Raw genomic sequence first — 18,674 nt, forward strand, 5'->3', positions numbered from 1 at the left:
ATTGACTTCAAGGGCGTTTGACAATTGTTGCGACCCCTTGTCCACCACCGATACATAGTGTTGCAAGACCAGTTTTAGCATCACGTTTTTCCATCTCATGTAAAAGCGTTACTAAAATACGTGCACCACTTGCACCAATAGGGTGACCAAGAGCAATTGCTCCCCCGTTCACATTTAGTTTATCATGATTAAAGCCTAGTTCGCGATCTACAGCAATAGATTGCGCTGCAAACGCTTCATTTGCTTCAATTAACTCTATATTTTCTAACGTCACATCGGCTTTTGCTAATGCTTTTTTTACTGCTGTTACAGGACCAGTTCCCATAATGGCTGGATCAACACCAGCGCTAGCATTTGCTGTAATTTGTGCCATTGGTTGAATGCCTAGCTCTGCAGCTTTTTCTTTCGACATCACAACAACAGCTGCTGCGCCATCGTTAATACCTGATGCGTTTGCTGCTGTCACTGAACCATCCTTTTTAAAAGCTGGACGTAGCTTTGATAAAGACTCAGCTGTCACGCCTTCGCGAGGGAATTCATCTTTATTGAAAACAATCGGTTCTCCCTTACGCTGAGGGATTTCTACAGCTACAATTTCATCATTAAACTTTCCTGCTGCAATCGCTGCTTCTGCACGTTGCTGTGAACGCGCGGCAAAGGCATCCTGTTCTTCTCGTGAAATCTCATAGGCGTCACATAAATTTTCTGCAGTGATGCCCATATGATAATCATTAAATGCACACCACAATCCGTCACGAATCATCGTATCAACTACCTTTTGATCCCCCATACGGAAGCCTTCTCGTGCATTTTGTAATACATACGGTGCTTGACTCATATTTTCAAAGCCGCCTGCTACGATAATATCCGCATCCCCTGCTAAAATGGCTTGTGTCGCAAGGTGAACGGCTTTTAAGCCAGAGCCACATACCTTATTAATCGTTAATGCCGATACTTCATGTGGTAAGCCTGCTGCAATCGCCGCTTGACGAGCTGGATTTTGACCAAGCCCAGCCGATAAAACATTCCCCATAATGACCTCGTCGACTTGTTCACCTGCTACACCAGCACGTCCTAATGCTTCTTTAATAACAATGCTTCCTAATTTTGTCGCAGGTACGTCCTTTAATGTTCCTTGGAATGAACCAATAGCTGTACGTACAGCACTTACTATTACTACCTCTTTCGTCATAAACATTCTCCCCTTTTCCCCGTTCAAAAATGAACACTGCATGCATATGCTACTAGCAGATATGTATATTTTAACAAATATTTTGACGATTTTCGATCAATTTCGCTTTAGCGTAATTGCGTCCGGATTTTGAATTGTGCCCGCACAATTTATTCCTTTCAAAATCCGTGACATCCGCCGGAGGCTTTAGGCCAACGTGATGTTGGTCACTCAGTCGTTGCCACAGGACGTGGTGTTCTTAGACTGAGTTCATCTATTTCAGTAGGTGTTTGGACACCCACCGAAAAGGAACCAGTACCTCATTCATCACACCACTATTGAGGTGGGAATCTTCTACTGAATGAAGATAAAAGAAATAATCGCAGTTTTGCCAAAGATAATGTAAAATGTTGACGTGTTTTAAACAATCTCAGTTGGGAACATTACAAGTAAGAAAAGAGCATTCACCAAAAGGTGTGTGCCTAGACAACAAAAGAAACAGGATGTGGAGGTGTTTACAATGAAAAAGAAAATGCTTATATTTTCAGGTATAACGACGACGCTTGCCGCAGCTGCAACTGGTCTGTTTGGCTTTGCGCTTTCCAATAAATTAATGTACATTCAGCAAAAGGATCCTGAATTTGTTCGTGAACGCGAAACCACTGCTAAACGTTTTGACGAAACTTGGTACAATAAAAATTTAAAATGCGAATTAAATATCGACTCTCCCAATGGCTATACGATTCGAGGTATTATGTTTCAACCATTAGAAACAAATAATACAATCATTATTTGTCATGGAGTAACAGAAAATAAAATCAACTCTGTCAAATATGCTCGACTATTTGAGCGGCTTGGCTATAATTCCGTTATTTTTGATCATCGTAGACATGGGGAGACAGGTGGGAAAACAACTAGCTATGGCTATTATGAAAAAAACGACCTCGATGCAGTTGTGAAAACTGTAAAGGCAATGATTGGTGAAGACGCTATTCTTGGTATTCACGGTGAATCGATGGGTGCCGCAACAATGTTACTATATGCAGGAACTATCGAGGACGGTGCTGATTTTTATATTTCTGATTGTGCCTTTTCTGATTTTTCAATGCTGCTTAAACAAATTGCAAAAACCGAATTTAAATACGGCTCCATTATCCCCATTCGTTTTGCAGATTTTTTTGTTCGCTTGCGAGACGGTTATTCCTTCAAAAGTGTAACACCAGCTCAGGCTGTAACCAATATTAACAAGCCAGTGCTCTTTATCCATAGTATTCCTGATAGCTTTATCCCAGCTTCCATGTCACTGGATTTATATAATAAAAAGGATGGCTCCAAAAAATTGAAGCTGTTTGATCATGGTGCTCATGCACAGTCCTTTAATGAAAATATGGTCGAATACGAGGATTTAATCCATGACTTTTTAGAAAGTTTCATCTATCAAAAAATTAATCGTGATTCTTCCTCATCTAATGTCATTCCTTTTCATTTTTAATACAAATGAAAAAACTAAAATATAGCTCTTCAGCAAAGCTAGGGGTGATTTCCGTTCCGACTGGGTGCTTTCCTGGGGGCGTCCAGTCGGAACGGAAATCACCCAATTCACATAGCATGTCATTTTAATTTATAGTGATAAAACGAATCTTTAACAATGTATCTGTGTGAAAACAAAGCGGCATAATTCTCACAGACACAACGAAAAACCTTGCAATCTGAACTGCATCTCCAATTGTTAGATGCTGTCTAACGATTGGAGTGCCGTTCATTTATTCACGCAAGGTTTTTAAAATTTTTATTCTGCGAAAACGATATGCCATTCATCACGTTTCGCTAAAAATTCTTTGGCTAACGCTTGTGCACCTTCTAGGCTATGACTTGCTGCCCAGCCACATTGCACTACATTACATGCAGGCACTACTGTTGCCTTTGTAACATCCGTAAATGTCTTTTCTAAAATATTTAATAAATCCTCATAATCATTGTGATTAATAAGCGATACATAGAAGCCTGTTTGACAGCCCATTGGACTGAAATCAACAATATGATCAGAGTAATTGCGAATAATGTCGGCCGATAAATGCTCTAAGGAATGTAATGCAGGCATTTCCATATGCTCTTTATTTGGCTGTTTAAAACGAATATCATATTTGTACACTTCATCGCCGTTTTTCCCCGTCTTAACACCTGCTAGTCGAACATACGGAGCTTTCACTTTCGTATGATCTAAATCAAAACTTTCAACATTTGTTTTTTCTTTCTGCAATGCACACAACTCCTTCATATAGAATAATTCCATTATAACGAGTTTTCCGATAGAATTGTATGATTTTTAAGAATTATTTAAATGATGCGTTAAATCAATTTCACTTTGGCGTAATAATTGTTGCTGTCGCTTCGCTTTCGCACAGTATACATTCGCTGAATGAAGATAAAAAAACAACTAGCCATGCTTGGACTAGTTGCTCTTTAAAAATTCCTATTATTTTTGGAATTTATTCATTTGTGCCATCATTTGACGTACTTGCTTTTCAGACGGTGTACGACCCATTTGTGCCATCATCATACGAATCATTTGCTCATTAATTGGTGGGTTCTCTTTTAAATATTTCATCATAGCTTGACGAGCGAAATAGAAACCAAGTGCCGCACCCGCTGCTAACGCAATAATTACGATAATAATCCAAATCCAAGTTTGCAATCTTGCCAACCTCCTCCACTACAATATACCGAGAAAAAACTCTCCACGCTCCATTATACACCAAATAATAGCGTGTTACTATATTGTAGTGAATATTCCTAATGCATCGTATACTTCATAGGTTTTAACCATCCACATTCATTATCTTGTTTATTAAATGCAATAAAACGCTCACTCATTTTTGCAAGCATCTGGAATAAATCCAAATCAAGCATTCGTGAACCCTCACAATAGACGCAGATTTTGCGTTCCACCAAATAAATAGCCATTTTCCCTTTGATCGGATGCTCTAAAAATAAGGCATTACGAGCTCTCTCTAAATGTGCATACTTAGAATCTAGTTGCGCCTCCAGCATTGTCGCAATCTCATCAAAGCGAACGTTTTCACATATATATGCCAGCTCTTTTAAGGATTTCTCGTTAGCGTCTTCACAGCCTTGCATCATTTCTAATAACTTACGCTCTCTACCGAAAATAAACGTTAAATGCTCTTCTTTTATTTTATATATGGAGTAGGTTCTCACTAGAAATCCTCCTTCGCTCGTTTCTTTTCCATAAGTATAGCTCATTCATTCTCCTTAATTTGTCAAACGAAGGAAGGATACATCTTCTATTTTTGTCGAAAACCTTCTAGTTTCGGTTCTATCAATTACTTTATGGAATAATCAGTTCCCTTCTATATTGAAACAATCAAATACTCTATTGAAGTACGTCATTGCAGCATAATAAAGCCTTTTCTATAACTGCTTAGATCCAGCTCAGCCTCAAGACCTAGAGTAAAATCAATTTCCAGTCCGTTTTAGAAGAACTTGCTAATAGGTAATATAAAGGTACAAACGAAAGGAGCTAAAACATATGAAAAAATTTCTTCTACTTACGGGAGGCATCGTCGCAGCATGTGTTGCACTTGCTTTAATCGGACCACTAACAGGGTTACTATTTTCGGGTTTATTTGTAGCACTTGGCATGCACTTCTACACTGCAAGCAAGTCGACATTCGGCAAAATATTTTGGTTTACAGTTGGTCTGATTGGTGTTCTTTCAGCAATATCTAACATCCCAGCAATGGTTGGTTTAGCGGCAATCGCTATCATCTATGTGATCTATAAAAAATGGAATGGCCAAGATGTAAAAATTCCAACAATTGAAGCGAAGGAAGTAGATCCATTCACAAACTTCGAAAAAGAATGGTCAAACTTAACAAAATAAAAGGAGCGGATTCAAATGAACTTATTTCAACGTTTTAAATATACAATAGAGGCAGATTTACATCAGTTATTTGATAAGAAGGAACAAAAAAATCCAATTGCGATGTTAAACCAATATATTCGCGAGGCAGAAAAACAAACAGAGCAAACAGGAAAATTGTTAGAGCGCCAAGGTCAGTTAAAAGAAAAACTAGAGCAGGAATTTAAGGAAAACGCGGAGTTACTTGCAAAGCGTGAGGCTCAACTAAAGCTAGCTACTTCTAGCGGGGAGCAGGATTTAATTGATTTCGCTTCTGATGAGGTAACTGCTTACACAACACGCAACAACACATTGCAAGCTAGTATTGAAGCAAGCACACGCGAATACTTTGAGCTAGAGCGTAAGTTCGAAACAATGAAACACAAAATTAAAGACATGAAAGTACGTCAATTACAGTTGATGGGCAAAGAAAACGTAACACGCGCTCACCATCAAATGGACGGTATGCTTGCGAAAAACAATAAAACGAACTTTGAAGATTTAGAAACATATATCGATAAGCTTGCTAACCAAATCGACAAAGATCACGAAGTAACAACTTTTGAGGCTAGACTTGCACAGCTAGAAAAAAATGCAACACAAGAAAACGCACCTCTACTAATCGAAAACAAATAACATGCTATAATATAAAGAAATATGGGATGCCTCAATTATTGAAGCATCCCATTTCTTTGAAGAAAAAACTTCTAGCTATATGGAAGGTGACCAAAAAGAGATAAAGGAAATTATAATAATGAAAAACAGAAAGTGGTTTAGTCCTTTGATTAAAATATGTATTTTCGCTTTTTTTATTCTTTTATTATTTATAATCATGTTATTAAGTTATCGCTTTATAGTACAACAACAAATAAAACAAAAAAGTGCTGAAATAATTGAAAATGGTGGTATTAGTGAATTAAAAGAAATCAATGTAAATGGAGATAAACAGTATATATTAGTAGAAGGACAAGATAAGGAAAAACCTTTTTGTTTATTTCTACATGGTGGGCCAGGGTCACCATTTCCCTATGGCGTAAGTGCTCGATCATTATATCCTGAAATAACAGAGAATTGCGTAGCAGTTTATTATGATCAAAGAGGTTCAGGTAAAAGCTTTCATAAGGAACTATCCATTGATACAATGAATCTTTCTCGATTTACTGAAGATGCTACTATAATAGTTGATTATATTAGAGAACATTATCGACAAGAAAAAATCTTTGTCATTGGTATGTCATTTGGTACAGTAATTGGAACTCAATTAGTGTCCAAATATCCTGAGAAATTCCACGCCTATGCAGGTATTTCTCAAATAACCGATATTACTAAAGGGCAAGAACTTGGTTATAGCTGGTTACAAAAAGAAGCTATAGCTAATAACGATGAAAAAACTCTCCGTATATTAGAGAATTTAGGAAAAGGTCCTTATTTAGCAGAAGACGAGGATCAATTTAGCGACCTTATCAATCAATATAAAGGCATGAATTATTTTGATGATACGATTGAGAAAGTGAATCTCTTTGGTTTGGTAAAGGGAGCTTTCACTTCCCCTGATTACTCTTTACAGGATTTATATAAAGTTTTTATTTCAGGACCTCAATTTAGTCTTGTTAAAAGTCAGGAATTAAAAAAAGAAATTATCCTTACTAATTTTTTTGATGCTGTAAGAAGTATAGATATTCCTGTTTATTTTATTCACGGTCAATATGATAAACAGGCGAATTATGAATTAGCAAAACAATATTATGAGGTTTTAGATGCACCAAAGGGTAAGGAATTTATTACGCTAGAACACTCTGCTCATTATCCAAATGAGCTTGATTCAGCCTTCATGCATAACACAATCCAAAAAATGCTCGAAGAAAAATAACATCACTAAAAGAGAAGTTCGTCTTCTCTCATCAATTTGTAGAAAGAAGGGTGACCCTTTTGCAAAATTTCACAACCAACAAACTCACATTTTGGGTACTATGCTTCTTTTTACTCGTTTTTGTGGAACTCACCGTTTTTAATAACGGTGGCGCCTTTTGTCTATTGATTGGGGTAGGACTTCTTTATGTAAGTTTCTCGAAAAAAACTCGTTTTTTTAAATGGACAGGAATTTTCTTCATCGCAATTGCACTCTTTACGATGTGGAGTTTACGTTTATTTATCGTCATCATGCTCTTATACATGCTCTATCGATACTTACAAAGAGAAAACGAACCAAAAGTTGTTGGTTTGGGGTTATTCGAAAAGCTTCCAGCTACTAAGAACGAATTATTTGGTACTATGCCTGCACCTGTAGAAGCCTATAAATGGCAAGATGTTCAAATTCAGCGACTTGCTGGTGATATTACGATTGATACGACTCAAACAATTTTACCTACCGGCACAAGTTTCATTACCATTCGACAGGGCATTGGTAAGGTGCAAGTTTATATCCCGTATGAAGTTCCATTCCGATTACACTATACGACACTATTTGGTGAAATTAAATGCTTACATGTTGGGCCACAACGTTTACTCAATGAAAGTGTAAGTTTCGCAGATGGAAACCCTGAGGATGCAAAGCGTACACTTGTCATACATGTGGCAACATGGCTTGGGGATTTGGAGGTGCTACGTAAATGATTGCCTTTTTCTCAAGATTATCTACACTATTTTTCATTTTAATAGGTGCTGCTTTTGGCCTCCTTTTTGTTGTTTGGGGTGAGCCAAACGAGAAAACCTGGGAGCCGTTATGGCAGCAAAATTATAATAACATGCCCCTCGGTGGTATTATTGTTCTCGCTCTTCTTGCGATTAGCTTACTAATTGCAAGCTGGATCAGTTTGACTGCTCGCGCAAGAGAAGCTCAGGCAACTCGCTTTGTCAAACAATTAATTGAACCAGATTTTGTCTTACCGAAAAAACAGCCTTTACCGAAACCATTGAAAAAAGCTTTAGTACAAACAAGTGAATTAATCGATACGCAACGAAAAAGCTTGCAGCGTCTATCAAATGAACGTGCAGAAGCTAACGATAAAATTATTCAAGAACGAATTATTGCTGAGCGCCAACGCCTTGCTCGCGAACTCCATGATTCTGTATCACAGCAATTATTTGCCGCTTCTATGTTATTGTCGGCTTTAACGGAAAATGATGAAAATGCTACTAGCTTAAAACAGGTTGAGAAAATTGTTCAACAGGCTCAACTTGAAATGCGTGCATTATTATTACATTTACGTCCTGTAGCTCTGCATAATAAAACACTTGCACAAGGTCTTGAGGAGCTAATTATAGAGTTACAACAAAAGGTATTTTTCCATATCGAATATGAGCTGGAGGAAATGTCGTTATCCAAAGCGGAGGAAGATCATTTATTCCGGATTGCACAGGAGGCGTTATCGAATACACTACGACATGCCAAAGCGAGCGAAGTTGAATTACTGCTCGTTGCCCGAGACGATTTAGCTATTTTACGTATTCAGGACAATGGCCTTGGCTTTGATGTTGAAGCTGATAAATCTACTTCATATGGCTTGCAAAATATTGCGGAACGAGCTGTCGAAATTGGTTGCATGTACAAAATTGTGTCAGTGCCTGGGGAAGGTACAATTGTAGAGGTTAAAATTCCACTACATCAGGAGGTTGAGGTAAATGATTCAAGTGTTAATAGTGGATGACCACGAAATGGTGCGTATCGGTGTTTCTGCCTATTTGTCAGCACAACCAGATATTACCGTTGTGGGTGAAGCCGAAAATGGTAAAGAGGCAGTCGAACGTGCCCTCGCCCTACGTCCAGACATTATTTTAATGGACAATGTCATGCCAATCATGACAGGAGCTGAGGCGACAGCTGAAATTTTAGCAGCATGGCCTGAGGCAAAAATTATGATGGTTACGAGTTTTTTAGATGATGACAAAGTCTATCCTGCATTAGAGGCAGGTGCAGTCAGCTATATTTTAAAAACTTCGAATGCTAAACAAATCGCTGATGCGATTCGTAAAACGATGGGTGGCGAAACCGTTTTAGAGCCAGAAGTAACGTCAAAAATGATGCATCGCATGCGTTACGGCACTAGTACTCCCCTTTATGAGCAGCTTACCGATCGAGAAATGGAAGTATTATTGCTCATGGCTCAAGGCAAAGCAAACCAGGAAATCGCGGATGCCTTATATATTGCCTTAAAAACCGTGAAAACACATGTCAGCAATATTTTGGCGAAGCTAGATGTCCAAGATCGTACACAGGCAGTAGTCTACGCCTTTCAAAATGGGCTGGCAAAGTGAGTGTTCATTTTAAAATATACGAAACTGCATTTTCTAAAATTTTGTTTCACAATGTTGTAAAACAAAATTGTCAAAGAAACCTTTTTGCATATTGTAATGAGAGATTTCCGTTCCAGGCTACTCGCTTTGTCGCTGTCGCACAGAACAAAGCGACCAGTCGGAACGGGAATCAACCCCTCCTTTGCAGAAAAGTCATACTTTATAATACAGTTTCTTTATTAACTAAAAAGCTCTTTAACCTCTTGTACGCTGTTAACTATGTACGTGGCTTTCGCATCCATTAATTCTTCAGGTGAACCATAGCCATATGTTACTCCAACAGAATCAATTTTATTTTCATGTGCCCCATTGATATCGTATTTACGATCTCCTATCATGATAACTTGATCAATAGGAACTTCACTAAAATGCTCTAGGGCAAATGCGATTATTTCTCCTTTTGCTGAGCGTGTACCATCTAAATGACTTCCCACAACAAGTTCAAAATACTGCTGAAGATTGAAATATTTTAAAATTTGTTCAGCAAATACAGTTGGCTTTGACGTAGCTATGGCTAATTTATATCCTTCCCCCTGCAAATGTTCTAATAATGAGGAGATATTTTGATACACTTCATTCTCATACATGCCTGTTTCGGAAAAACGTTCTCGGTAATAGCCAATTGCTTGACTAATTTGTGCATCATCTAAACCATATATTTCACGAAATGATACTTGCAATGGCGGGCCAATAAACGTTTCAAGTTTATCTAAATCACCTTCATCTATACCCATCTTTTGTAAAGCATATTGAACCGATTTCGTGATGCCTATTTTAGGATCCGATAATGTACCATCTAAATCAAATAAAATTACACTATATTTCTTCATTATAACCACTCCTTTTTTTATTATCGAAGAGATGGATAGACAGTTGAGCCAAAATCGTGAATATCTTTGAAATAATCAAAATGTAATGGGTTTTGTCTTTTTTGCTGGTACCAATCCTAATCCATCGTATTTTGATTTCTTTAGTGAAATTCTTCAAAACACGAAAAAATACCGCATCACTCAGAGGGATAACCCTACTGAGTATTGCGGTATTTATATAGCAAAAATTAAAGTGCTTTAACCTTCGCTACAACATTTTCTACTGTGAATCCGTATTTTTCCATAACTACTTCACCTGGTGCAGAAGCGCCGAACTTGTCGATAGCAAGAACGTCACCTTCAAAACCAGTGTATTTATGCCAGCCGAATGATGCGCCCATTTCGATAGCAAGACGTTTTGTCACAGCTTTTGGAAGAACTGATTCTTTGTAAGCTGCGTCTTGTTTTTCAAAGCGATCCATAGATGGCATTGAAACGACTGCTACATCCACATCGTCTGCTTTTAATGCTTTTTGTGCTTCAATTGCAAGTGAAACCTCAGAGCCTGTTGCAATTAAAATGGCATCTGCTACTTCTTTTGTAGCCGGAGATACTGTATAAGCACCCTTAGCTACACCTTCACGTACTGTATCAATAGATGCGTCAAGTACAGGTAAGTTTTGACGAGATAATACTAAAACAGTTGGTGTTTTTTCTGATGCTACAGCTAGCTCCCATGCAGCTACTGATTCATTCGCATCAGCTGGACGAATTACAGATAGATTTGGCATTGCACGTAAGGATGCAAGGTGTTCGATTGGTTCATGTGTCGGACCATCTTCCCCTACAGCAATTGAGTCATGTGTAAATACATAAGTAACAGGAAGACCCATTAAAGCTGAAAGACGTACTGCTGGACGAACATAATCAGAGAATACGAAGAATGTTCCACCGAATACATTCACACCACCGTGAAGTGCCATACCGTTCATAGCTGCACCCATTGCAAATTCACGTACACCAAACCAAATATTACGGCCAGCATAATCGTCTGAAGAGAAATCTCCAGCGCCTTTCATTGTTGTTTTATTTGAGCCAGCAAGGTCAGCTGAACCACCGAAGAATGATGGTGTTTTCTTCGCAATTGCGTTGATGGCATCGCCTGAAGAAGAACGAGTAGCTACTGATTTACCTGCTTCATACACTGGTAACTCTGAAGCGAAATCCTCTGGTAATTGACCATTCATCGCTTTTTCAAATTGTGCCGCTAATTCTGGGAACTCTTGTTTATATGCTTCAAATTTAGCATTCCAAGTTGTTTCCGGTTGTGCACCTTGAACTTCAGCTGCTGCTGCAAATGTATCATAAACTTCAGCAGGGATTTGGAATGGCTCATGTGACCACTCATAAGACGCTTTTGTTAAAACAACCTCATCTTTACCTAGTGGAGCACCGTGAGAATCGGCTTTACCTGATTTGTTTGGTGAACCATAGCCAATTACCGTTTTTACTTCGATAAGTGTTGGTTTGCCAGTAGATTTTTTAGCTTCCTCGATTGCTGCGTTTATCGCTTCAACATCTGTACCATCTGCTACTTTTAAGTAGTTCCAGCCATATGATTCGAAACGTTTTTGAACGTTTTCTGAGAATGATTTTTCTAAATCACCATCTAGAGAAATGTCGTTAGAATCGTAAAGTACGATTAATTTATCAAGCTTTAAGTGACCTGCTAAAGAAATAGCTTCAGCCGCTACACCTTCCATTAAGTCACCATCGCCACAAAGTGCGAATGTATAGTGATCAACAATGTCATGACCTTGTTTGTTGTAAGTAGCTGCTAAATGACGCTCAGCCATTGCCATACCAACTGTCATAGCAATACCTTGACCTAGAGGCCCCGTAGTTGCCTCTACCCCAACTGTATGACCATATTCAGGATGTCCTGGAGTTAATGAATCCCATTGACGGAAGTTTTGAATTTCCTCCATTGGTAAGCCGTAGCCACCAAGATGTAGTAGGCTGTAAAGAAGCATAGAGCCATGACCTGCAGAAAGTACAAAACGATCGCGGTTATACCATTTTGGATTTGCCGGATTATGGCGAAGTTGTTTTGTCCAAAGCGTATAAGCCATTGGCGCTGCCCCCATCGGTAAACCTGGGTGACCTGAATTTGCTTTTTCAATTGCATCGATTGACAATGTTCGGATAGCATTAATCGCTAGTTGATCCGCATGTTGAGTCATTTTGTTGTGACATCCTTTCTCGTCCTATATATTGTTCTTATACAGTTTAGTCAACATTGCTTCAGAAAACAATGCTTTTGTTATACTATTTGCTTTTATGACATACTTAATCTTTATTTCAGTAGTAAAATCCCCATCTAAAAAATTTAAAAAGCTGTTAAACCCTCACAGTCAGGAACAGAGTAAAATACTGAACAAAGTTATAACCACTGGCAGATGTCAAGGATTTTGAGTTGTACTTCAAATTCAAAATCCGGTCATAATGATGCCGAAACCTAAGTAATCTAAATGTGCCATATTAATTTAGAAATTTATTTTTCTTCGCTTGTTTTACCTTCTCTGGGGTTACATCATTACCTTCTGGATCTACCACTTTTACATTTTCAATCGTATCACGCATCGTTGCTCTAAATGTATCTAAATACTCCTTACGAAGCGCTGTTTGTTCCTTAGCTTCTGCCTCCGTTAATGTACCGCTTTTTGCTTTGGCAGAAAGTTCATTGATTCGGTTAATTTTTTCTTTGGATAACATAATTACACACCTTTCAAGTACATATCTTAATGTATTTGGTATGCAAAGTATAGCATGTATTCCCTTAAGATGCAGTTATACCAACCTTTTTAATTTAGAAATAAATACCATTAAATTACATGACTTTGAGAAGTGAAAAGTGTATAACTAAGTTATCTAGCATGAACGGGGTAAGACTCATCAGCGATAGCAAAGAAGTTTGGTAGGATTAACGCCCGATTGGTGAAAACTAATAATCAGTTGTAGACGAAGAAAACCACTACTGACTATGTTTACTTTAAAGAGGAATTGGGAGGAAAACAAAATGAATATAACAACTAATAGATTAGTAATACGAAAATTTGATATTCATGATTGGCAGGCAGTCTATAACTATACGTCCAATAAAACGGTCATGAAATATATTCCTGAGGGCGTTTTTAATGAGGAAGAAGCAAAAAAATTCGTTATGGAGAATAGTGAAGATACCCCTAAATACTTCCCTGTCGTTTTACAGGCAGGAAATATTGTTATTGGTCATATTGTTTTCCATCAATATTTTGGTGACCATACGTATGAGATCGGCTGGGTATTGAATCCGAACTATTACAATAATGGATATGCCTCTGAAGCAGCAAGGGCTGTATTGGACTACGGATTTAAGGTTATGAAACTACATAGAATTATCGCAACGTGCCAGCCAGAAAATATCCCATCCTATCGGGTAATGGAGAAAATCGGAATGAGACGCGAGGGTTATTTTAAAAAATGTATACCACACGGAGAGGAATGGTGGGATGAATACTACTACGCTGTCTTAGATGAGGAGTGGACATAAGAAATATTTCAGAATGTACTATCAATTAATAAAACCTACTTCATATGTAATAACGCATGTCGTTTTCTAAATCTTCGTTTAAAGCATTATTGTATCCCAATTTAGAGAATATGAATTATTATTTGTTAAGAACTGGTATCAAGAATATCCAGAAAACTGCTAATGTCATACCTATAACGATATCTAGCACAATTGTATTTTAAACATTATGAGAATACGTGAGAAAGAGAAGTTGAAATCGCTCTACTTCTCTTATTTTTATATCTACAATGTCCAAATGATTGGACATTTATGAATTTATTTTATATGATATGTCCAATATGTTAGACAAAAGAGGGATAAATCTGAAAAACATTATTAAAGTTTTAAGAAAAAAATTAGGTATGACTCAAGAGGCACTCGCAAAGGAATGTGGCGTTGTAAGACAAACTATTAATTGTATTGAAAATGATAAGTATGACCCTACTCTTGAATTGGCCTTTAGAGTTGCTAAAGCTCTAAATAGAAAAGTAGATGAGGTGTTTATATATGAGTAAGTTTCGTCCAGAGTATATGATAACAATGAAAGATTTCGTAAAAGAGAGTGCTGCAATATTAAGAAAGAATACCAAAGAGGTTACGTTACCTGTATCAGAAGACGATAAAGATAGTTTATTATGCATGCTTCAATACTTGAGAAATAGCCAAGATCCGGATCTTTCAAAGAAATACAAATTGCGTCCTGGTTCAGGGTTATCCGCTAATCAAATTGGTCTTAATAAACGAATGTTTGCTGCACTTTTTCAAGATTGAGATAAAAATCATGAATATATGTTAATTAATCCTAAAATCATTAGTCACTCTTTAAACATGATTTATTTATCAGAGGGAGAAAGATGTCTTTCGGTTAATAGAAGAGTTAATGGTTTTGTTCCAAGATATGAAAGAATTAAGGTCAAAGCATATGACATACATGGGCAAGAAGCCATTTTTCAATTTAATGGATACGGTGCAATCTTAATGCAACATGAAATAGATCATTTAAACGGGATCATGTTTTATGACAGAATAAATAAAGAAAATCCATTCAAACTACCAGACAATGTGACTATCGAAAGTTTGTATTAATTTAATACTTTAGGATAAATAGGACTTAGTTATTTATTGTACCTGTTATTTTGAAGGTGGAATCCGTCCTATCAGTCGCTTGGGTGATTCTAACCATCACTTCGGCGACTCTATCCGTCAGTTCCGCCATTCTAACCGTCACTTCGGCGAGTCTATCCGTCACTTGCCCTTCTATCCGTCACTTTCGACGTTCTATCCGTCACTTCGGCGGTTCTATTCCGCCCTTCTATCCGTCACTTCCGCGAGCCTATCCTTTACCACCATTTAGAGCCTTTTAAAGTAAAAAATCAGTGGGACGATAAAACTCCCACTGACAAAACCTTACTTCATTTGCACGCTTCCCTCTTGATATTCCCGATATCTTCGATGTACAGTAGCTTTACTTACCTCAAAGCCAAGACCTCTAAGCGTTATGGCGATTTCCTCAAAGGTAAAACCTCGATTACGAAGATTTACAATTTCCTCTACAGGCACATCCTTGCGCTCTTGACCATGAGGATTTCCACGATTCGATAAATTGTTTTCAGGACGATAGCCATTTTCAACAGCACGACGCATGCCTCGCCGTATTTTAGCATTATGCATTCTTCGCTGGTATTCCTCTACTATTGCTAAAATCTCCAGCAGCATCGTATCCATTTCATTTAACTGTACTGGCCCTGCGTCTCTCATAGAAAAAACATCCGTTTCAATTTTTTGCAATAAATGCAGTACTGCCATTCGAGCATTGCCACGTCCTAAACGTGTTTCATCCTGCACAAATAATGCTTTAATATCTTTTTCTTTGATGAAATCGAGCATATCTAGTAAGCCTTCGCGTTCCACATCGTAGCCACTATGCTTATCCTTAAAAACGCTCTTCACTTCATAGCCCTGCTCTTTAGCATAGCGCACTAACTCCTCCTGCTGACGCTCAAGCGAGGAACTTTGTGTCTCTTTTTCTGTACTCACGCGGCAATAGACAACAGCCGATTGTTGTTGATTCATCATTTCTCATTTCTCGCGATTTCGATTGTATTTAGAGGCTTGGAATGGCCCCCCACTACTGGAATCACTAGTGAATTACCTGCAATAATTTTAACGTTTGGTAATTCATTTTCTGCTTTCACAATCTTAATCCAGTTTTCCGTACTCATTTTACCACGGTATTGTTCAGCTAACGACCATAAGCTATCACCGTGTTCAACTTCAATTTCTGTATATGAAACATCTCCTGGATCTGTTATAAAAAGATATGCTGCAAATAATACGCAAGCCCCTAATAAAGTTGTAATATGTGGATTTTTCTTTAAGAATTTCATGATTATTGCCCCTTTTTAGAATGTTTGTTCGGAATATATGTTCTCATAATAATGCGAACAAACGTTTTTGTCAAACACTTTTCGAACCTATGTTTGCGTTAGTGTTCGCATTCTGCTATACTATTTAATTAAGTAGAATGAATAGAAAAAAGAGGTGAGCAATCATGAAAAAAGTTTCGAAAAGACAAGAGGACATTTTAGCGTTCATCAAGGAAGAAGTGCGGGCAAAGGGGTATCCACCATCTGTACGTGAGATCGGTGAGGCAGTTGGACTTGCTTCAAGCTCAACAGTTCATGGACATTTAGCTCGTTTAGAACAAAAAGGCTTTATTCGTCGAGATCCAACGAAGCCACGTGCTATCGAAATTCTGGAGCCAGAGGATTCTATTCAAAAGCAAAGTGTTATTCATGTCCCACTTGTAGGGAAGGTCACAGCAGGTTCACCGATAACTGCCATTGAAAATATCGATGAATATTTCCCACTACCGGATATTTATGGTACAAGCGAAGAACAGTTATTTATGCTAGAAATTATGGGTGAATCAATGATTGAAGCTGGTATCTTTGATGGAGATTTAGTCATTGTTAAACAAAAAGCAACTGCTGACAATGGTGATATTGTCGTTGCTATGACCGAAGAGGACGAAGCAACTGTAAAGCGTTTCTTCAAGGAAAAAAATCATTTCCGTTTGCAGCCTGAAAACTCTACAATGGAGCCAATTATTGTAGATCAAGTTTCTATTTTAGGGCAAGTTGTTGGACTCTATCGTCGCGTACACTAAAATACTTCAAATTCTAAGAGGTTATTATGTTCGTAAAAGAGCATATACCTCTTTTTTGATTTTAAAAAAGGAATCCACTTTCAAATGGATTCCTTGCTACGTCGCCTGTATTTTATATTATTTAACAAAACATCGTGAAATAGCCCTGATCTATTTTATCTCTCTACCTTGAATTTCAGGCATGTATTCACAAATGCAGTGAATAACTTCTTTGCTACTTCATCCCCTGAAATAGCTTGTTCTTCAGGATGCCACTGTACGCCCAGACAAAATGGTAATTCTTCATGTACCAACGCTTCAATGATACCATCACTTGATTTTGCGGCAACTATCAAGTTCTCCGCTAATACATTGACCGCTTGGTGATGAAATGAATTCACTGCAATTTTTTCTTCCTCAATAATCGAATGTAATAATGTATTTGGTGTGACATTAACATAATGTGTTGCAACGCCTCTAGCCGCTTGTTGCTTATGCTTTATTAACTTACTACTATGGTATTCGCTATCAATATCTTGATATACTGTACCTCCTAGTGCAACATTTAGCATTTGAATGCCACGACAAATAGCAAAGATCGGCATTTTTCGAATAAAGGCCGCTTCAATTAATGCAAGCTCCACCGAATCCCTTTCTGGATGAACTTTCCCTAATTTGGGTGTTGGCTCTGCACCAAAGAGGAATGGATGGACATCATGACCACCCGACAGCAATAATCCGTCCGTTAACGATAAAATCTGTGCCACATCCGCTTCCACTCCAAGCGGAATAATAAGAGGAATGCCCCCAGCTTCTATAATGCTCTTACTATAGGCCGCATTTAATCCCGAGGACAAATCATCCTCCACAAACGCCGTTATCCCGATCACTGGTTTCATGATATTTCCCTCCTAAATTCACAAGCTTTTTAGCTTACCAAAATCCTAGATACCAATTAATCAATACATCCCCATAGAAATAAACGATGATTGCTGCTAAAGCAATGGATGGACCAAATGGTATAGGTGTTTTTCTGCCCTGTCTGCGTAGCTTTACCATAATTATACCAGCAAACATTCCTATCACGGATGCTAAAAATAGTGTCAGCAGTGCATTTAGCGTGCCGAGTACGAGACCGAGTAAAAAGAAAAGTTTAATATCGCCCCCACCCATACCACCTCTTGATAAAACAGCAATACAATATAATATGCCAAAGCCCACAACAGCACCCACTAAACTATCCCACCATGGTGACAACGGCGATATCACTCGTCCAAGCACAAGCAATGGTAAAAAGAATAGCAGTACTTTATCTGGAATAAGCATATAGGCAAAATCCGATACGACAATAATGACTAATAAAGAAATCAATAATAGTGCTACGAAAAGCTCCGCACTAAAACCTAATTTCCAATAAGCAAAAGCAAATAAGACTCCTGTTATCAATTCCATCAGTGGATAAATCCAAGAAATTTTTTGCCCACAGCTACGGCATTTCCCACCTAAAAACAAATAAGACAAAACAGGCACTAAATCAATTGCCGTCAACTGTCTCTGACAATTGGTACAATGCGAGGGTGGCCGCACTATGGATTCCTTCATAGGTACACGTAAGCCCACTACATTAAAAAAAGAGCCAAGCACGAGCCCAAATATTAAAACTACAATTGTATAAGCCATTTCCATTTTTATGACCTCCTAAACGAATAGGCGCTCAT

Annotated in this window: 21 protein-coding genes and 1 pseudogene; 11 read left to right on the forward strand and 11 right to left on the reverse strand. The window is 37.9% G+C overall.

Annotation, left to right across the window (positions count from 1 at the left end):
• Positions 1 to 7 precede the first annotated feature (7 nt).
• The gene (locus ACIQXF_RS00170) at positions 8 to 1,192 is read right to left on the reverse strand and encodes an acetyl-CoA C-acetyltransferase (RefSeq protein WP_402777405.1); all 1,185 of its coding nucleotides are present in this window, start codon (positions 1,190 to 1,192) and stop codon (positions 8 to 10) included.
• Between the two features lie 499 nt (positions 1,193 to 1,691).
• Between ACIQXF_RS00170 and ACIQXF_RS00175 the strand changes: the two genes are divergently transcribed.
• The gene (locus ACIQXF_RS00175) at positions 1,692 to 2,663 is read left to right on the forward strand and encodes an alpha/beta hydrolase (RefSeq protein WP_402777408.1); all 972 of its coding nucleotides are present in this window, start codon (positions 1,692 to 1,694) and stop codon (positions 2,661 to 2,663) included.
• Positions 2,664 to 2,960: 297 nt separating this feature from the next.
• On the opposite strand, the gene ACIQXF_RS00180 is transcribed toward ACIQXF_RS00175, so the two are convergent.
• The 3 genes from ACIQXF_RS00180 to sirA form a co-directional block, all read right to left on the reverse strand.
• The gene (locus ACIQXF_RS00180) at positions 2,961 to 3,449 is read right to left on the reverse strand and encodes an S-ribosylhomocysteine lyase (RefSeq protein WP_402777411.1); all 489 of its coding nucleotides are present in this window, start codon (positions 3,447 to 3,449) and stop codon (positions 2,961 to 2,963) included.
• Between the two features lie 198 nt (positions 3,450 to 3,647).
• Entirely contained in the window at positions 3,648 to 3,866 is a 219-nt protein-coding gene (locus ACIQXF_RS00185) for a YneF family protein (protein WP_402777414.1), read from the reverse strand.
• Between the two features lie 98 nt (positions 3,867 to 3,964).
• Entirely contained in the window at positions 3,965 to 4,390 is a 426-nt protein-coding gene (sirA, locus tag ACIQXF_RS00190) for a sporulation inhibitor of replication protein SirA (RefSeq protein ID WP_402777417.1), read from the reverse strand.
• 331 nt (positions 4,391 to 4,721) lie between these two features.
• On the opposite strand from sirA, the gene ACIQXF_RS00195 reads away from it, so the two are divergent.
• The 6 genes from ACIQXF_RS00195 to ACIQXF_RS00220 all read left to right on the forward strand — a co-directional run bounded on the left by ACIQXF_RS00195 (position 4,722) and on the right by ACIQXF_RS00220 (position 9,347).
• Complete coding sequence (locus ACIQXF_RS00195) at positions 4,722 to 5,075, forward strand: lmo0954 family membrane protein (RefSeq protein WP_402777420.1); 354 nt, start codon at positions 4,722 to 4,724, stop codon at positions 5,073 to 5,075.
• 15 nt (positions 5,076 to 5,090) lie between these two features.
• Positions 5,091 to 5,729 (forward strand): PspA/IM30 family protein, encoded by a 639-nt coding sequence (locus ACIQXF_RS00200; protein WP_402777423.1) that lies wholly within the window; start codon positions 5,091 to 5,093, stop codon positions 5,727 to 5,729.
• Positions 5,730 to 5,847: 118 nt separating this feature from the next.
• On the forward strand, positions 5,848 to 6,963 hold the full coding sequence (locus ACIQXF_RS00205) for an alpha/beta fold hydrolase (protein ID WP_402777426.1): 1,116 nt from the start codon (positions 5,848 to 5,850) through the stop codon (positions 6,961 to 6,963).
• 50 nt (positions 6,964 to 7,013) lie between these two features.
• A complete protein-coding gene (gene liaF, locus ACIQXF_RS00210; protein ID WP_402777428.1) occupies positions 7,014 to 7,706 on the forward strand; it encodes a cell wall-active antibiotics response protein LiaF in 693 nt (230 codons plus the stop codon).
• A complete protein-coding gene (locus ACIQXF_RS00215; RefSeq protein ID WP_402777430.1) occupies positions 7,703 to 8,740 on the forward strand; it encodes a sensor histidine kinase in 1,038 nt (345 codons plus the stop codon). The genes liaF and ACIQXF_RS00215 overlap by 4 nt, the downstream gene beginning before the upstream one ends.
• Positions 8,715 to 9,347, forward strand: coding sequence for a response regulator transcription factor (locus tag ACIQXF_RS00220; RefSeq protein ID WP_402777433.1), 633 nt, complete (start codon positions 8,715 to 8,717; stop codon positions 9,345 to 9,347). The genes ACIQXF_RS00215 and ACIQXF_RS00220 overlap by 26 nt, the downstream gene beginning before the upstream one ends.
• Positions 9,348 to 9,565: 218 nt before the next feature.
• On the opposite strand, the gene ACIQXF_RS00225 is transcribed toward ACIQXF_RS00220, so the two are convergent.
• From ACIQXF_RS00225 to ACIQXF_RS00235, 3 genes are all read right to left on the reverse strand, one after another.
• The gene (locus tag ACIQXF_RS00225; RefSeq protein ID WP_402777436.1) at positions 9,566 to 10,216 is read right to left on the reverse strand and encodes an HAD family hydrolase; all 651 of its coding nucleotides are present in this window, start codon (positions 10,214 to 10,216) and stop codon (positions 9,566 to 9,568) included.
• 227 nt (positions 10,217 to 10,443) lie between these two features.
• The gene (gene tkt / locus ACIQXF_RS00230; RefSeq protein WP_402777439.1) at positions 10,444 to 12,438 is read right to left on the reverse strand and encodes a transketolase; all 1,995 of its coding nucleotides are present in this window, start codon (positions 12,436 to 12,438) and stop codon (positions 10,444 to 10,446) included.
• Between the two features lie 298 nt (positions 12,439 to 12,736).
• The gene (locus ACIQXF_RS00235) at positions 12,737 to 12,970 is read right to left on the reverse strand and encodes a DUF896 domain-containing protein (RefSeq protein ID WP_402777442.1); all 234 of its coding nucleotides are present in this window, start codon (positions 12,968 to 12,970) and stop codon (positions 12,737 to 12,739) included.
• Positions 12,971 to 13,274: 304 nt separating this feature from the next.
• Between ACIQXF_RS00235 and ACIQXF_RS00240 the strand changes: the two genes are divergently transcribed.
• The 3 genes and pseudogenes from ACIQXF_RS00240 (at position 13,275) to def (ending at position 14,894) form a co-directional block, all read left to right on the forward strand.
• Entirely contained in the window at positions 13,275 to 13,787 is a 513-nt protein-coding gene (locus tag ACIQXF_RS00240; protein WP_402777445.1) for a GNAT family N-acetyltransferase, read from the forward strand.
• 344 nt (positions 13,788 to 14,131) lie between these two features.
• Complete coding sequence (locus tag ACIQXF_RS00245) at positions 14,132 to 14,323, forward strand: helix-turn-helix transcriptional regulator (RefSeq protein ID WP_402778245.1); 192 nt, start codon at positions 14,132 to 14,134, stop codon at positions 14,321 to 14,323.
• Positions 14,316 to 14,894 (forward strand): annotated as a pseudogene (def, locus tag ACIQXF_RS00250) (peptide deformylase). The gene ACIQXF_RS00245 and the pseudogene def overlap by 8 nt, the downstream one beginning before the upstream one ends.
• 321 nt (positions 14,895 to 15,215) lie before the next feature.
• On the opposite strand, the gene ACIQXF_RS00255 reads toward def, so the two are convergent.
• Positions 15,216 to 15,884: a YneB family resolvase-like protein gene (locus ACIQXF_RS00255; RefSeq protein ID WP_402777448.1), complete on the reverse strand. Its 669-nt coding sequence runs from the start codon at positions 15,882 to 15,884 to the stop codon at positions 15,216 to 15,218.
• Positions 15,881 to 16,195: a cell division suppressor protein YneA gene (gene yneA, locus ACIQXF_RS00260; protein ID WP_402777451.1), complete on the reverse strand. Its 315-nt coding sequence runs from the start codon at positions 16,193 to 16,195 to the stop codon at positions 15,881 to 15,883. The genes ACIQXF_RS00255 and yneA overlap by 4 nt, the downstream gene beginning before the upstream one ends.
• A 164-nt stretch (positions 16,196 to 16,359) precedes the next feature.
• On the opposite strand from yneA, the gene lexA reads away from it, so the two are divergent.
• Positions 16,360 to 16,977, forward strand: a complete 618-nt coding sequence (gene lexA / locus ACIQXF_RS00265; RefSeq protein ID WP_402777454.1) for a transcriptional repressor LexA — start codon at positions 16,360 to 16,362, stop codon at positions 16,975 to 16,977.
• 155 nt (positions 16,978 to 17,132) lie between these two features.
• On the opposite strand, the gene ACIQXF_RS00270 is transcribed toward lexA, so the two are convergent.
• Together ACIQXF_RS00270 and ACIQXF_RS00275 are read right to left on the reverse strand one after the other, a co-directional pair.
• Positions 17,133 to 17,855, reverse strand: coding sequence for a gamma-glutamyl-gamma-aminobutyrate hydrolase family protein (locus tag ACIQXF_RS00270; RefSeq protein WP_402777457.1), 723 nt, complete (start codon positions 17,853 to 17,855; stop codon positions 17,133 to 17,135).
• A 34-nt stretch (positions 17,856 to 17,889) separates the two neighbouring features.
• Positions 17,890 to 18,642, reverse strand: coding sequence for a prepilin peptidase (locus tag ACIQXF_RS00275; protein ID WP_402777460.1), 753 nt, complete (start codon positions 18,640 to 18,642; stop codon positions 17,890 to 17,892).
• Positions 18,643 to 18,674: the final 32 nt, after the last annotated feature.

This window comes from Lysinibacillus sp. NPDC097231 (genome assembly GCF_044761885.1).
GTDB lineage: Bacteria > Bacillota > Bacilli > Bacillales_A > Planococcaceae > Lysinibacillus.

What these genes read in the sequence shown, in the direction of transcription:
- ACIQXF_RS00170 (WP_402777405.1), bottom strand. Translation starts at nt 1,192, where the DNA reads ATGACGAAAGAGGTAGTAATAGTAAGTGCTGTACGTACAGCTATTGGT.
- ACIQXF_RS00175 (WP_402777408.1), top strand. Translation starts at nt 1,692, where the DNA reads ATGAAAAAGAAAATGCTTATATTTTCAGGTATAACGACGACGCTTGCC.
- ACIQXF_RS00180 (WP_402777411.1), bottom strand. Translation starts at nt 3,449, where the DNA reads ATGAAGGAGTTGTGTGCATTGCAGAAAGAAAAAACAAATGTTGAAAGT.
- ACIQXF_RS00195 (WP_402777420.1), top strand. Translation starts at nt 4,722, where the DNA reads ATGAAAAAATTTCTTCTACTTACGGGAGGCATCGTCGCAGCATGTGTT.
- ACIQXF_RS00200 (WP_402777423.1), top strand. Translation starts at nt 5,091, where the DNA reads ATGAACTTATTTCAACGTTTTAAATATACAATAGAGGCAGATTTACAT.
- ACIQXF_RS00205 (WP_402777426.1), top strand. Translation starts at nt 5,848, where the DNA reads ATGAAAAACAGAAAGTGGTTTAGTCCTTTGATTAAAATATGTATTTTC.
- ACIQXF_RS00215 (WP_402777430.1), top strand. Translation starts at nt 7,703, where the DNA reads ATGATTGCCTTTTTCTCAAGATTATCTACACTATTTTTCATTTTAATA.
- ACIQXF_RS00220 (WP_402777433.1), top strand. Translation starts at nt 8,715, where the DNA reads ATGATTCAAGTGTTAATAGTGGATGACCACGAAATGGTGCGTATCGGT.
- ACIQXF_RS00225 (WP_402777436.1), bottom strand. Translation starts at nt 10,216, where the DNA reads ATGAAGAAATATAGTGTAATTTTATTTGATTTAGATGGTACATTATCG.
- tkt (WP_402777439.1), bottom strand. Translation starts at nt 12,438, where the DNA reads ATGACTCAACATGCGGATCAACTAGCGATTAATGCTATCCGAACATTG.
- ACIQXF_RS00235 (WP_402777442.1), bottom strand. Translation starts at nt 12,970, where the DNA reads ATGTTATCCAAAGAAAAAATTAACCGAATCAATGAACTTTCTGCCAAA.
- ACIQXF_RS00240 (WP_402777445.1), top strand. Translation starts at nt 13,275, where the DNA reads ATGAATATAACAACTAATAGATTAGTAATACGAAAATTTGATATTCAT.
- ACIQXF_RS00255 (WP_402777448.1), bottom strand. Translation starts at nt 15,884, where the DNA reads ATGATGAATCAACAACAATCGGCTGTTGTCTATTGCCGCGTGAGTACA.
- yneA (WP_402777451.1), bottom strand. Translation starts at nt 16,195, where the DNA reads ATGAAATTCTTAAAGAAAAATCCACATATTACAACTTTATTAGGGGCT.
- lexA (WP_402777454.1), top strand. Translation starts at nt 16,360, where the DNA reads ATGAAAAAAGTTTCGAAAAGACAAGAGGACATTTTAGCGTTCATCAAG.
- ACIQXF_RS00270 (WP_402777457.1), bottom strand. Translation starts at nt 17,855, where the DNA reads ATGAAACCAGTGATCGGGATAACGGCGTTTGTGGAGGATGATTTGTCC.
- ACIQXF_RS00275 (WP_402777460.1), bottom strand. Translation starts at nt 18,642, where the DNA reads ATGGAAATGGCTTATACAATTGTAGTTTTAATATTTGGGCTCGTGCTT.